Here is a 13,583-nt window from a genome sequence, read left to right on the forward strand (position 1 = left end):
CTCATTTCTCCATCACCGCGGGGGCTCCGAGCGGATCGAAGGGGGACAGCGGGGCGGCGCCCGCCGGGGCATCGCGCTCGGCGATTTCTGCGGGGGTGAGCGGGCGGAAGCGGATGGCGACGGGCGTGAAGCTGCCGTCCCCGCGCTGGCGGATCGTCACGATCCCGCGCTGGTCGCGGTTTCGGAGCTGCTCCTGAAGCTGCGCGGCGCGGGCCTGCCCGATATAGAGGCGCCCGGTGACGAGGCCGTTCATCCGGTAGACGCCTGCCTCATCGACCCGCACCGGGTGAGGGCAAGGCTGCCCTTCGACAAGCCGGCCTTCGACAAGCCGGGTGGCCTCGTGCAGCCGCGGCGGCTCTCCGGCGAGACACAGTCCGGTGAGCGCCCCGTCACGCGCCTCGTCGTAACCGGGCCAATCATAGCTGAATTCGACATAGTGCCCGCGCAGGTAATCGCGCGGGTCGTAGCCTTGGATCGGCACCTCCCATTCGGTGCCCGAATTGTAGGTGCGGTCGCCGATCGCCCACAGCGCCCCGAGGCCGAGCAGCGGCAAGGCCGCGGCGGCGAGACGGGCATAGCGCATCACGCCTTGCCCTCCCGCGCCGGGGCGAAGCGCTTCGACACCCGCACCGCGCCCCACGCCACGCCGAGGATCAGCAGCCCTGCAAGGATCAGCCCGAAGCCGCTCGTCAAGAGGTCGGCGGCGAGTTCGAAGCTGAGGATGACGAGCCGCAGCGCAATCGCCCCCACCGCGATCTGGAACACCCCGCGCCACTGCGCGCCGAGCGCGGCGGCGGCGATCCCTGTCCACAGCGCGAAGAACACCAGCGCGGCGGCGATGTTGCGGTCATCGGCGGGATAGGCGAGCAGCATCGCCGCGCCTGCGCCGGCGAGGATCGCGCCGGTCATCTGCCCCGAACGGCCCGGGCGCAGGGCCGCCACCCCCGCCCCCGCCGCCAGACCGGTGAGCGCGCAGGTCGCCGCCGCGGCAAGCTTGCTGCCCGAAGGGTCCGCCTCGATGCCGCCGATGCTCGCGAGCCCCGCGGCCAGCGATGCCCCGGAGGCCGCATAGGCGAGCGCCAGCTGCTCGAGCGCCAGCCAGAAATCGGGGCGGCGGCTGCGCGCGCGCAGGGCAGCGGCAGGCGGCGCGGCCAGCACCGGCAGGGCGATGACGAAGGCGAGCCAGATGCCCCAGCCGATGGTGCCTTGCGCCCCCGGCGGCGCGGCGGCGCCGGCATATTCCCACGCGGTCCACACCATCCCGCCCAGCACCGCCAGCGCGGTGGGCCAGCCGCGCCCGGTCAGCAGCAGCAGCGGGGCAAGCAGCGCCAGCCACATCGACAACGGCTGCCACAAGGGTGCGGCGGTCTGGTAGACCTGCCCCAGATGCCCGAAAAAGGTGAGGCCCAGCGCGGCGGCGATGAACACCAGCGCCTCGAGCGCCCAGGGCGAGGCCGCGTCGATCTGCTCCTCGCGCGCGAACACCAGCCCCAGCAGGCCCGCGATCAGCGCCAGGTGCACCGCCAGCCGGACCAGTCCCGGGATCTCCTCCCAGTTCGCGGCGACCACCGAGACGATGCCCAGCCCGATGGCGAGCGCGCCGATGCCCCACACCGCCCACAGCAGCAGCGGGCGGGTGTGCGCGGCTTCATAGGCGATGAGGGCATCGCGCGTGGCCGCATCGATCAGGCCGGCCGCATGCCATTCGGCGATCTTGCGCGCGTTCATGGCGGAGAGGTTAGCCGCCTCCCCGCCATGCCGCAATCACGCGCGAGCGTTACTGCGCCGCTTCGAGCGCGGCGACCGTCAGCACGGTCTGGTTCTGGATCGCGGCTGCGGCCTTGGCCTGACGGTCGGCGGGCAGCGGCACCAGCCCGATCCTGGCGAGCGGACCATCGGCGCCCCAGCTCTTGGCCCATTGGGCGAGAAACGTGTCGAGCCCCGGGGTGACCGGCAGGTTCGCCTTCTTGACGTAGATATACAGCGGGCGGCTGGCCTCGTAGCTGCCGTCGGCGATCGTCGCCGAGGTCGGCAGCACGCCATCAAGCGCCAGCGGCTTGATCGCCTTGCTGTTCTTGAGGAGATAGGAATAGCCGACGATGGCGATCGCCTCGGGGTTGGAGGCGACGCGGCGGACGATCAGGTCGTCCTGCTCGCCCTGGCTGCTGTAGCCGCTGTCGCTGCGCAGCGCGTGGCAATCGCGCTGGAAGCGTTCCGGATCGCTCTTCTCGAACGAGGCCATCGCGCTGTTCTGGCGGCAGCCGGGCTGGACCACGAGATTGAGCAGCGCCTCGCGCGTGCCCGAGCTTTCGGGCGGGCCATAGACCACGATCGGCATGGCCGGCAGCGACGGATCGACATCGGCCCAGGTCTTGGCGGTCTGCTCGCGGCCGAAGGGCTTGTTGGCAATCGCGCGGTAGACATTGTCGCGGGTCAGCTTGATGTCGATCCCGCGGTCGGTGGCCGAGGCGAAGACGATCCCGTCCAGCCCGACCTCGATCTCGATGATGTCGCCCACGCCGCGTGCGGCGCAATCGGCGAATTCGGCGCGGGTCATGCGGCGCGAGGCGTTGACGATATCGGGGGTGGTCGCCCCGATCCCGGCGCAGAAGGCCTTGATCCCGTCCGCCGTGCCCGACGAGGCGACCTGCGGCGGGGCGAGCCCTTCATTGGCGGCGAGGAAATCCACGGCGACCTGTTTGGCGAAGGGATAGACGGTCGAGGAGCCGACCACGCTGATCGCCTTGGCGGCGGCATCCTGCGGATTGTCGCCGCAGGCCGGCAATGCCGACATTGCCGCCAGCGCCAGCGCCATGGCAGCCGTGCGTCCGATCACCTTTTTCCCGTTTGCTTCAGACATCATACCCTCCCCCTGTGGTCATGAGACCATGGAGAAGCGGGTCTATTTTGCCGCGAGCTCGGCCTTGGTGAGGATCGTCAGGTTCTGCACCTTGGCGGCATTGGCGGCCATCGTCTCGGCGGGCATCGCCACCATGCCCACGCGCGCGAGCGGCCCGTCCTTGCCCCAGCTCTTGACCCACTCCTTCATGAAATCCTCAAGGCCCGGGATAGCGCGCATATGCGACTTCTTGACGTAAACGTAGAGCGGCCGCGCGCCGGGGTAGGAAAAATTCGCGATGTTCTCGTAGGTCGCCTGCACCCCGTTCATCGGCAGGTCCTGCACCTTGTCGAGATTTTCCTCGAGGTAGGAATAGCCGAAGATGCCGACGATGCCGGGGTTGGCGACGATCTTGTTGACGATCAGGTTGTCCTGCTCGCCCTGGTCCGAATAGGCGCCGTCATCGCGGATCTCGGTGCAGATCTGGGTGTATTCGGTCTCGTCGCGTTCCTTGAGCGCCTTCATTGCCGGATCGGCGTCGCAGCCGACATGGAGGATCAGCTCTTTCAAGGCATCGCGGGTGCCCGAGGTGCTGGGCGGGCCGTAGACGAGGATCGGCTGGGCGGGCAGCGCCGGATCGACATCGGCCCAGGTCTTTGCGGTCTGCGGCTTGCCATAGGGCCGCGCGGCCAGTGCCTTGTAGACCGTGACGGGCGAGAGGTTCAGCATGATCCCGCCCTTGGCCGAGGCGAAGGCGATCCCGTCGAGCCCGACCTGGAGTTCGATGACCTCGTCGACCTTGTTCGATGCGCAGGTATCGAATTCGGACGGCTTCATCCGCCGCGAGGCGTTGACCATGTCGGGGGTGTTGGGGCCGAGCCCCGAACAGAACAGCTGGATGCCGTTGCCGGTGCCGGTGGATTCGATCAGCGGCGAGCGCATGTCGGGATAGTTGCGCGAGAAGTTCTCGGCGACCAGCTTGGCGAAGGGATAGACCGTCGAGGAGCCCACCGCATGGACCGACTGCGCGCCCGCGGCCCCGGTCGAATCACAGGCGGACAGCGTGATCGCGGCAAGCACCAGGACGGCGCCGGTCCGGCGGAGGCCGGACGTGCACAGGGCAGAGATAGATTGGAGCATGTCGGATCCCGGTCGGCGCCAGCGGCGCGAGGTATGGCGTAATGTGGGCTAGGAGCCTTTCGTGACAGGTCCGTTACTCTGCGCAGCATACCCGGTCCAGCGCGGCCTGCCGGGCAGGCCAAGCCTCTCAAATCGCGGCAGATTGCCTCCAAAACGCAGGGAACTGGCTTAACAGCATCGTAAGAGCTTGCATGGTAGGGCTGCGAGGTATGGCACTTCTGCGCCTCCTTACCCGGCTCGGCATGGTCGCCGCGATGCTGGTGCTGCTCGCTGCCCGACCGGTGGCGGCAGACGACCACGTCGTGCCGACCCATGCCCCTGCCTGCCACGCGGCGACCGCGCTTGCGACCAGCCTTGCCGCGATGGGCCCGCGCGCCGGGTGGACCTGCAACGACACCGGCTGGCGCTCGGACGTGCCCGCCGTGTGGCTGCGCTTCGAGGCGAGGGACTGGCAGCAGCACCGGCTTCCGCGCTACTTCTTCGCCCGCAACGCGCGCTTCGAGACGATCACCTTCCACGCCATCGACAAGGGCGGCGCGGTGCGCAGCCTGGTGCTGCGCGAGGCCGACGGCACGCCCTTTGCGGCAGGCCCCGTATTCCAGCTCCCGCTCCCCGCGATCACGCCCGCGACCACCGCGCTCGTCGCCCGGATCGAGGCGCCGCATTCGGTGCCGCTGCTCACCGAGGCGCGCATCACCCATGATCCGGGCCACGCCGACTGGTCGCAGATCGACATGATGCTGCTCGCCTTTGTCGCCGGGATGCTGATCTTGCCGCTGTTGTTCGACATCAGCTTCTTCGTGGTGCTGCGCGAGCGCTTCGTGGTGCTCCACGCGGCGATGGTCAGCGCGATGATGATCTATGTGCTGACCGCAGGCGGCCTTGCCTCGGCCTTCGTCACCTTGCCGGTGCCGGTGATGGCGGTGGCGGGCGCGCTGTCCTGGGCGATCGGTGCGGGGCTTTCGGCGCTGTTCCTTGCACACTTTCTCGAACGCGGCGCGCAGTCGGGCACGATGCGCCATGTGACCATCGCGACCGGCTGGTTCACGATGATCGTGCCCGGCTTCTTCGCGCTGCAACTGGATGCCACCCAGCGCTTCGACGATGTCGGCTATTTCGTCGCCTTCCTGCCTGCGATCATCGTGTTCAGCGCCGCGGTGATCGAGGCGCTGCTGCGCGGCAGCCGTTCGGCGCGGTTCATCGCCGCCGCCTGGGCGCCGATCATCGCCGCCTCGAGCGAACGCCTGCTGCGCGGGCTGGGCTGGCACACCGGCCCTTCGAGCCTCGACCAGATGCTCTACGTCGCGATCGGGATCGAGGTGGTGGTGATCAGCCTCGCCATCGCCGACCGCTTCCTCGCGCTGCGCCGCGAGCGCGATGCGGCGCTGACCGAGGCGAAGATGCTCGAACAGCTCTCGGCGCGCGATTCGCTCACCGGGCTGATGAACCGCCGCGCCATCGAGGCGCGTTTCGACGAACTGCTGGCGCAGGGCTACGATACCTTCGCGCTGGTCGATCTCGACCGCTTCAAGACGATCAACGACGTCCACGGCCACCAGGTCGGCGATGCCGCGCTGGTCGCCTGCGCGAGCGCGATCCGGTCCTCTGGAGACCGCGATGCGGTGGCGGTGCGACTGGGCGGCGAGGAATTCGTGGTGCTGCTGCGCGGCCCCCGCCCGCTCGAACGCGCCGAGGCGCTGCGCCAGGCGATCCCGCTCAGGATCGCCAAGGAAGTCCCCGGGCTCGACCTGCCGGTGACCGCGAGCATGGGCGTGGTGGTGCTCGCCGATGCCAATGCGCACAAGATGGCGTTCAGCGAATTCTACGCCCGCGCCGATGCGCTGATGTACGAGGCCAAGGCAAGCGGGCGCAACCGCATGGCCTATGAACGCCTCACCGTGTTCCGCAGCGCGCCCGAAGGCCGGCGCAAGGACGAACGGGCGGCATGAGCGGCGCCTCCCCCGGAGGAGGGGCTGGCGACATCATGCGAACGGCGCGAGCACCTCGGGCCGCACCCGCGCCAGCCGCCCGGTGGCGCGGTCGAGCATCGCCCAGGTGGTCGCCGCGCTGACGAGGCGCTTGCCCGCGGCATCGGTGAACTCGACCCGGCGGAGCGACTTGGCACCCTGGGCGGGGCCTTCGATCCATGTCTCGGCATGGACGGTCTCGCCCTCGGACACGTTGCCCCGGTAGTCGATCTCGTGCCGCACCACGACCCAGAAGAAGGCGGCGCGATCCTCGGGGCGCGCCACCGCATCCCAATGGGCGGTCGCCATGTCCTGGATCCACTGCACCCACACGGTGTTGTTGACGTGGCCGAGCGCGTCGATGTGCTGCGGCTCGGCGCGGAAGGTGCGGGTGAAGCGGTTGGGCACGGGCGGGTTATTCCGGCACGAAGCGGATCAACAGTTCAAGGATCAGACAGAGCGCGAACGGCAACAGCACCAGTCCCATCGCAATTGCGGCCAAGCCACGATCGTAGTTAGGCGCCTTCACTCGCCCGCCGCCTTGGGCGCCATCCCCATCTGCCACAGGATGAAGGCGAATTCCTCCGCTGTCTCCTTGAGGCTGTTCCAGCGCCCGGACTGCCCGCCGTGGCCTGCGCCCATGTTGGTCTTCAACAGCAGCAGGTTGTCGTCGGTCTTGAGCTCGCGCAGCTTGGCGACCCACTTGGCGGGTTCCCAATAGGTGACGCGCGGATCGTTGAGCCCGGCGGTCACCAGCAGCGGCGGGTAGGCCTTGGCGCTGACCTGATCATAGGGCGAATAGGACAGCATATAGGCAAACGCCGCCTTGTCGGTGATCGGGTTGCCCCATTCCTGCCATTCGCCCGGGGTGAGGGGGAGCTTTGCGTTGAGCATGGTGCCCACCACGTCGACAAAGGGCACATGCGCCACCACCGCGCCATATTGCGCCGGGTCCTGATTGATGACGGCCCCCATCAGCTCGCCGCCGGCCGAGCCGCCGCTCGCGGTCACCATCCCTTCCGCCGTGTAGCCCGCCGCGATCAGGCCCCTGCCTGCATCGACGAAATCGTTGAAGGTGTTGCGCCGTTCGAACAGCTTGCCGCCCAGATACCAGCGCCGCCCGAGATCGTCGCCGCCGCGGATATGGGCGATGGCATAGGCAAAGCCGCGATCCACCAACGACAGCCGCGAGGTCGAGAAGCCCGGCGGCACGGCATAGCCATAGGCGCCATAGGCATAGAGGTGGAGCGGTCCCGGTCCCTCGATCCCCGCCTTCTTGAGGATCTCCGCCCGGTCGCGGCGCATCAGCACGCTGACCGGAACCTGCGTGCCGTCGCGCGCGGTGATCGTCAGGCGCTGCGAGACATATTGCGACGCGTCATACCCGCTCGGGATTTCCTGCGTCTTCAGCCTCGTCAGGGAGGCGGTGGCGACGTCGTAGTCATAGACCGTGCCGGGCGTCACCATCGACTGGTAGGAGAGCCTGAGCGTCGCCACGTCATATTCGGGGTTGCTCGAAAGGCCCGCGGTGTAGCTCGGTTCGGGGAAGGTCACGGGGGTGATCTGCGCGGGGTCGGCATATTGCCGCAGCTGGATCTGGTCGAGGCCGTTCAGCCGCCCCTCGGTGACGAAGAAGCCCTTGAACAGCTCGAAACCGGTCAGATAGAAATCGTCCGATCCGGGGATGACGGTCTGCCATTCCCCCGGCGTCCCCAGCTTCGCCTTGGCGAGGCGGAAGTTGATGTGATCCTCGTTGGTCCACACCCACAGCTCGCCGTCGCGCACATCGACGCCGTATTCGACGCCCTTCTTGCGCGGGCGCACGAGGATCGGGGCGGCGGTCGGGTCACTGGCGGGGACGAGGCGCACCTCGCTCGTCTCGTTGTCGCCGGTGGCGATGATCAGCCAGTCTTCCTGCGCCGAAAGCCCGGTGCCGACGCCGAAGCTCTGGTCCTCCTCCTTGTAGAGCGTGACGTCGCTTTCCACCGGCGTACCGATGACGTGCATCTTCGCTTCCAATGTGCGCCATTCCTCGGTCGAGGGACCGTAGACCAGCGCGGTATCGCCCTTCACCCACACCAGATCGCCGCGCAGGTTTTCCAACACGTCGGGCAGGTGCTCGCCGGTCACAAGGTCCTTGATCCGCGCGGTGTAGCGCTCGCCGCCGCTGGTGTCGGTGGCATAGGCGAGGAAGCGCCCGTTCTGGCTCACCGAAGCCGCGCCGAGGCGGAAATATTCCTGCCCTTCGGCAAGCGCGTTCTCGTCGATCAGCAGCTCCGCCTCGCCGCCCGCAACAGGCTTGCGGTAGTGCTTGCGATACTGCGCGCCCTCTTCGAACTCGCTCCAGTAGAGATAGTCGCCGTCCTTTTGGGGCACGGTCGAATCCTCCTCCTTGATGCGCGCCCGCATCTCGGCGAACAGCGCCTCGGTGAGCGCCTTGCGGCCTTCCATCTGCGCTTCGAAATAGGCGTTCTCGGCCTTGAGGTGATCGAGCACCTGCGCATCGTCCACGGTCGGATAGGATTTGTCGTAGAGCCAGTCATAGGGGTCTTCGACCGTGATGCCGTGCACGGTGTAGGTGTGCGGGCGCTTGGCGGCGACGGGGGGCTTGATATCGCCAATATTCTCGGAGGCGGAGGCAGGCTTGGTCACAGGGGCGGAATCCTCTCGGGTCTCGGCCATGGCGGCCGGGGCAAAGGTGGTGGCGGCAAGCGCAAGGGCAAGAGCGTGAAGGCTGGTCAGGCGAGCCATCTGGATGCAGGTTCCCGTGTGTCGGTCTGGGTGGAAAGACAAGCCCATCGGGCCTATGATGCGGTTGTAATGCGACATTGGTGCGCGGCAAGTGCCCGCGCCTCGCCCGAGGAACGACGATATGCTTATGTCCACTCACGAAGCCCGCCTTGCCGCCCTGCGCGAGGAGCTGAAGCGCCGGGGACTGGACGGCTTCATCGTCCCCATCAGCGATGAACACATGAGCGAATATGTCGGCGATTATGCCCAGCGCCTCGGCTGGCTGACGGGCTTCGGCGGCTCGGCGGGGTTCGCTTGCGTAACGCTCACCCACGCCGCGATCTTCGTCGACGGGCGCTACACCGTGCAGGTGAGGGAGCAGGTCGACGGCAACCTGTTCGAATACCGGAGCGTCCCGAAGGACACCTTGGGCGGCTGGCTGGCCGAGGTGGCGGAGAGCGGCGCGACAATCGCCTATGATCCCTGGCTCCACACCTGGGCCTGGGTCGAGGCGCTGGAGAAGCGGCTCGCGGCCAAGGGCATCGTGCTGGTCCCGGCGGTGGGCAACCCGGTGGACGCCGTGTGGGCCGACCGCCCCGCCCCCTCGCCCGCCCTCGCCGTGCCCCATGACGAGGCGCTGGCGGGCCGCTCGTCGGCCGACAAGCGCGCGGCGATCGCCGACTGGCTGGCGGCAGAAGGCCACGATGCGGTGGTCATCCCCGCGCTCGATTCGGTCGCGTGGCTGCTCAACATCCGGGGGAGCGACGTGGCGCACACCCCCGTCGCGCTCTCCTATGTGATCGCGCATAAGGACGGCAGCGCCGAGCTGTTCATCGCGCCCGAAAAGGTCACGCCCGAGCTCACCCGGCACTTGGGCAACGCGGTGACGATCCGTGATCGCGATGCGTTCGAGGGGGCGCTGGCCTCGGCCTTCGCGGGCAAGAGCGTGGCGCTCGACCCCGATTTCGCAGTGGTCGGGATCGCCCAGGCGCTGCGGGCAGGCGGGGCGCGCTTTGCCTTCAAGCAGGACCCGACGATCCTTGCCAAGGCGATCAAGAACGCTGCCGAACAGGCGGGCCACCGCGACGCGCAGGCCCGCGACGGGGCGGCTGTAGCCAAATTCCTGCGCTGGCTGGAGATCGAGGGGCCGAAGGGCACCGTCGACGAACTCGGCGCCGCCGCGCGCCTCGCCGCCTTCCGCGCCGAGGACGCGGGCCTCAAGGACCTCAGCTTCGACACCATTTCGGCAGCCGCCGGCCACGCCGCGCTGCCGCATTACAAGGTGGATGCGGACAGCAATATCGCGGTGCCGCCCTCCTCGATCTATCTGGTCGATTCCGGCGGGCAATACGCCGACCAGCATGGCGGCGGCACCACCGACATCACCCGCACCGTCTGGGTCGGCCCCGGAGCGCCGACACAGGAAATGCGCGACCGCAACACGCGCGTCTTGAAGGGCCACATCCAGCTCGCCCGCGCGGTCTTCCCGCAAGGGACGTGCGGAGCGCAGCTCGATGTGCTGGCGCGGCAATATCTGTGGGAGGCGGGGGTCGATTACGCCCACGGCACCGGCCACGGCGTCGGCAGCTTCCTTGCCGTCCACGAAGGCCCGCAGCGCATCGCCAAGCCCTCTGGCGGGCAGGCGGGGACGGGGACCGAACTGCACGCCGGGATGATCCTCTCGAACGAGCCGGGCTACTACAAGCAGGGCCACTACGGCATCCGCATCGAAAACCTCGTGCTGGTCGAGGAACGCGAGATTGCCGGCGCGGAAGGCCGGTATCTCGGCTTCGAGACGCTGACCTTCGTGCCACTGGACCGCAAGCTGATCGAGAAGGGCCTGCTGACGGCCGGCGAGATCGCATGGGTCGATGGCTACCATGCCGAGGTCCGCGCCCTGCTCGCGCCGCGCCTCGCGGGCGAGGAACTCGCATGGCTGGAGCGGGAAACCGCGCCGCTTTGATTGGTTGCGAACGCGCCTCCGCGCGTTCGTCCTCGGCGCTGTTCCTCCCCCCGGATCAAGTCCGGGGTCCGGGCGCCTGCGGGCGGCCGGTCGGCCTTGCGGCCCGTCCGTTGGCGGGCCGATCATGCGATCTCGTCAAACCTTGTGACCACCTCAATGTTCTAGTAATGTTCTCCAACACCGAGTCGCGGTAAGGGAGGAACTCACATGATCGGCTACGTCACCCTCGGCACCAATGATCTGCCCCGCGCGGCGGCTTTCTATGACGCGCTTGCCGCCCATTTCGGCGTGGGGCGGATGATGGACACCGAAGCCTTCATCGCGTGGGGCGAATGGGGCGGCGCGCCCGGCATCGCGGCGACCCTGCCGTTCGATGGCCAGCCCGCCACGGTCGGCAACGGGGTGATGGTCGCGCTCGAGGTCAAGACCCCGGAGGTCGTCCACGCGGTCCACGAAACCGCGCTCGCCCATGGCGGCGCTTGCGAGGGCGCACCCGGCCCGCGCGGCAATGACGGCTTCTACGCCGCCTATTTCCGCGATCCGGACGGCAACAAACTGAATGCCTTCTGCATGGTCGCGCCCGAGGCCGCACCGGTCGGCGACGGCTCGTGAGCGCGCCGCACCTCTCGGAGCGCTTCATCCATCTGGGCCTCGGCGCGAAGGCGGTGGAAGAGCCGCCTTTCGCCGGGATGGAGTGGTATGCGGCCTATGGCGCGCGCCATGCCGCAGACGGCGCGGAAGGCCGGCTGGTGTCGCAATACACCTTCACCGAAAGCTGGACCGCGTGGGAAATGCACCCGGCGGGCGACGAGGTGGTGATCTGCACGCATGGCGCGATGGCGCTGGTGCAGGAATTTGCCGGCGGGCAGGTGGTGACGACGCCGCTCGTGGCGGGCGAATATGCGATCAACCCGCCGGGCGTGTGGCACACCGCCGATGTGCCCGACAGCGCGACCGCGATCTTCATCACCGCGGGCGAGGGCACCCAGCACCGGCCGCGCTAGAGCCGCGCCCGCCCCGCCCGGCGCAGGGGCCTCCGCCAGCGGCCACGTCGCCTCTCCCCCTCTCCGCGGCGAGGGGGTCCGGGGGGTGGGGCGCCACGCCAGCGGCCACGTCGCCCGTGCCGCCGGCACGGGCTGTCAGCGCATCAGCCCGCCCAGAAGGTTGCGCACGAAGGCGGTCGCCCCGGTGCGCAGCGGATCGGCGCCCGATTTCTTGCCCAGCACCATCGCCACCGCCATCGAGGCAAGCGAGCCGCTCGCCGCGGTCATCGCGCTCTTGCCGGCCTTCTCCCAGACCGAGGGCGTGCGGCGCTCGCGCCTGGCGACCTCTTCCACGCCTTTCTCGGCCACTTCCTCGGCGGTCGCGGCGGCATCGGCGGCCTTGGCGGCGAGCACTTCGGCGGCGCTCTGGCGGTCCACCGGCGTGTCATACTTGCCCTCCAGCGGGCTCACCGACTGGATGATCGCGCGCTCCTTGGGCTCGACCGGGCCGAGGCGCGAGCATGGCGGCCGGATCAGCGTGCGCTCGACCACACTCGGCGCGCCGTCATCGTCGAGGGTCGAGACCAGCGCCTCGCCGACCTTCAGCTCGGTGATCGCGCTCTCGACATCGAGCTTGGGGTTGACGCGGAAGGTCTCCGCCGCCGCCTTGATCGCGCGCTGGTCACGCGGGGTGAAGGCGCGCAGCGCGTGCTGGACGCGGTTGCCCAATTGGCCGGCGACCTCCTCGGGAATGTCGATCGGGTTCTGGGTCACGAAATACACCCCCACGCCCTTCGAACGGATCAGGCGCACCACCTGCTCGATCGTGTCCATCAGCGCCTTGGGCGCATCATCGAACAAGAGGTGGGCCTCGTCGAAGAAGAACACCAGCTTGGGCTTGTCGGGATCGCCGACCTCGGGCAGCGCCTCGAACAGCTCGGCGAGCAGCCACAACAGGAAGGTCGCATAGAGCTTGGGGCTCCTCATCAGCTTGTCGGCGGCGAGCACATTCACATAGCCGCGCCCGTGGTCATCAAGCTTGAGGAAATCGCCGATCTCCAATGCCGGCTCGCCGAAGAAGTGGTTTGCGCCCTGCGCCTCGAAGCTCAGCAATTGCCGCTGGATCGACCCGACCGAGGGCCGCGTGACATTGCCGTATTGGCCCGAAAGCTCGGCAGCATTCTCGTTCGCCCAGGCAAGCAGCGCCGAAAGATCCTCGAAATCGAGCAGCAGCAGGCCGTTTTCATCGGCATGGCGGAAGATGATCTGGAGCACGCCTTCCTGCGTCTCGTTCAAGTCGAGCAGGCGCGAGAGCAGCAGCGGGCCCATTTCCGACACCGTGGTGCGGATCGGGTGGCCCTGTTCGCCGTAGAGGTCCCAGAAGATCACCGGATTGTCGCGGTAGGCGTAATCGGTGATGCCCAGTTCCCTCGCCCGCGCCTCCAGCTTGTCGGCATGCTTGAAGGTGGGCGAACCGGGCATGGCGATGCCGGACAGGTCGCCCTTGACGTCGGCGAGGAACACCGGGACGCCCGCAGCCGAGAAGCTTTCGGCGATGCCCTGGAGGGTGACGGTCTTGCCGGTGCCGGTCGCGCCCGCGATCAGCCCGTGGCGGTTGGCGCGGCCGAGCAGCAGCGTCTGGCGCGATCCGTCCGCGCCGAGGCCGAGAAAGATGTCGCCGGTCTGTTCGCTCATGTGCCTGTCCCCCGTCGCCCTGGTGTCGATGCTCTCCCATATCGCAATTGGCTCGCCTGTCGAGCGCGCGGGCAGGCGTTTCCTACACGCGCACGGTCTGTTAGGGGTGCGGGGATGACGTGCCGATTGCCCCGCAACGCCCCGCCGCAGCCCTGCCCCGGGCGCGGCGCGCGGGGGGCGGATTTCGGGCCCAGGACAGTGTCTCATGTGTCTCCTACAGGCGCCCGCAGGCCGCGCGGCGCTCGACTTCGCAACGCGATTGGGCC

11 protein-coding genes are annotated in these 13,583 nt (G+C 68.4%); 4 read left to right on the forward strand and 7 right to left on the reverse strand.

Annotation, left to right across the window (positions count from 1 at the left end):
* Position 1: 1 nt before the first annotated feature.
* The 4 genes from D620_RS0103305 to D620_RS0103320 are packed head-to-tail and all read right to left on the reverse strand — an operon-like array spanning position 2 to position 3,979.
* Positions 2-583, reverse strand: coding sequence for a GDYXXLXY domain-containing protein (locus tag D620_RS0103305; protein ID WP_033376075.1), 582 nt, complete (start codon positions 581-583; stop codon positions 2-4).
* Positions 583-1,728, reverse strand: coding sequence for a DUF2157 domain-containing protein (locus D620_RS0103310; RefSeq protein WP_017664367.1), 1,146 nt, complete (start codon positions 1,726-1,728; stop codon positions 583-585). Before D620_RS0103310 ends, D620_RS0103305 begins: the two co-directional genes overlap by 1 nt.
* A gap of 49 nt (positions 1,729-1,777) precedes the next feature.
* Positions 1,778-2,863 carry a substrate-binding domain-containing protein gene (locus D620_RS0103315; protein WP_017664368.1) on the reverse strand — a complete coding sequence of 362 codons (1,086 nt, stop codon included), beginning with the start codon at positions 2,861-2,863 and terminating at the stop codon, positions 1,778-1,780.
* Positions 2,864-2,902: 39 nt separating this feature from the next.
* On the reverse strand, positions 2,903-3,979 hold the full coding sequence (locus D620_RS0103320; protein ID WP_017664369.1) for a substrate-binding domain-containing protein: 1,077 nt from the start codon (positions 3,977-3,979) through the stop codon (positions 2,903-2,905).
* 209 nt (positions 3,980-4,188) lie between these two features.
* Between D620_RS0103320 and D620_RS14585 the strand changes: the two genes are divergently transcribed.
* Complete coding sequence (locus D620_RS14585) at positions 4,189-5,928, forward strand: GGDEF domain-containing protein (protein WP_017664370.1); 1,740 nt, start codon at positions 4,189-4,191, stop codon at positions 5,926-5,928.
* A gap of 33 nt (positions 5,929-5,961) precedes the next feature.
* Here D620_RS14585 and D620_RS0103330 read toward each other — a convergent pair whose 3' ends face one another.
* Both D620_RS0103330 and D620_RS0103340 read right to left on the reverse strand, forming a co-directional pair.
* The gene (locus D620_RS0103330; protein WP_017664371.1) at positions 5,962-6,354 is read right to left on the reverse strand and encodes an acyl-CoA thioesterase; all 393 of its coding nucleotides are present in this window, start codon (positions 6,352-6,354) and stop codon (positions 5,962-5,964) included.
* Positions 6,355-6,471: 117 nt separating this feature from the next.
* Complete coding sequence (locus D620_RS0103340; protein WP_017664372.1) at positions 6,472-8,697, reverse strand: S9 family peptidase; 2,226 nt, start codon at positions 8,695-8,697, stop codon at positions 6,472-6,474.
* Positions 8,698-8,818: 121 nt separating this feature from the next.
* On the opposite strand from D620_RS0103340, the gene D620_RS0103345 reads away from it, so the two are divergent.
* The 3 genes from D620_RS0103345 to D620_RS0103355 all read left to right on the forward strand — a co-directional run bounded on the left by D620_RS0103345 (position 8,819) and on the right by D620_RS0103355 (position 11,643).
* Entirely contained in the window at positions 8,819-10,639 is a 1,821-nt protein-coding gene (locus D620_RS0103345; RefSeq protein WP_026091916.1) for an aminopeptidase P family protein, read from the forward strand.
* Between the two features lie 207 nt (positions 10,640-10,846).
* On the forward strand, positions 10,847-11,251 hold the full coding sequence (locus D620_RS0103350; protein ID WP_017664374.1) for a VOC family protein: 405 nt from the start codon (positions 10,847-10,849) through the stop codon (positions 11,249-11,251).
* The gene (locus D620_RS0103355) at positions 11,248-11,643 is read left to right on the forward strand and encodes a hypothetical protein (protein ID WP_017664375.1); all 396 of its coding nucleotides are present in this window, start codon (positions 11,248-11,250) and stop codon (positions 11,641-11,643) included. The genes D620_RS0103350 and D620_RS0103355 overlap by 4 nt, the downstream gene beginning before the upstream one ends.
* A 135-nt stretch (positions 11,644-11,778) precedes the next feature.
* Here the strand turns inward: D620_RS0103355 and D620_RS0103360 are convergent, their stop codons facing one another.
* On the reverse strand, positions 11,779-13,317 hold the full coding sequence (locus D620_RS0103360) for a helicase HerA-like domain-containing protein (protein WP_017664376.1): 1,539 nt from the start codon (positions 13,315-13,317) through the stop codon (positions 11,779-11,781).
* Positions 13,318-13,583 lie beyond the last annotated feature (266 nt).

Origin of the sequence: Porphyrobacter sp. AAP82 (genome assembly GCF_000331285.1) — a bacterium.
GTDB lineage: Bacteria > Pseudomonadota > Alphaproteobacteria > Sphingomonadales > Sphingomonadaceae > Erythrobacter.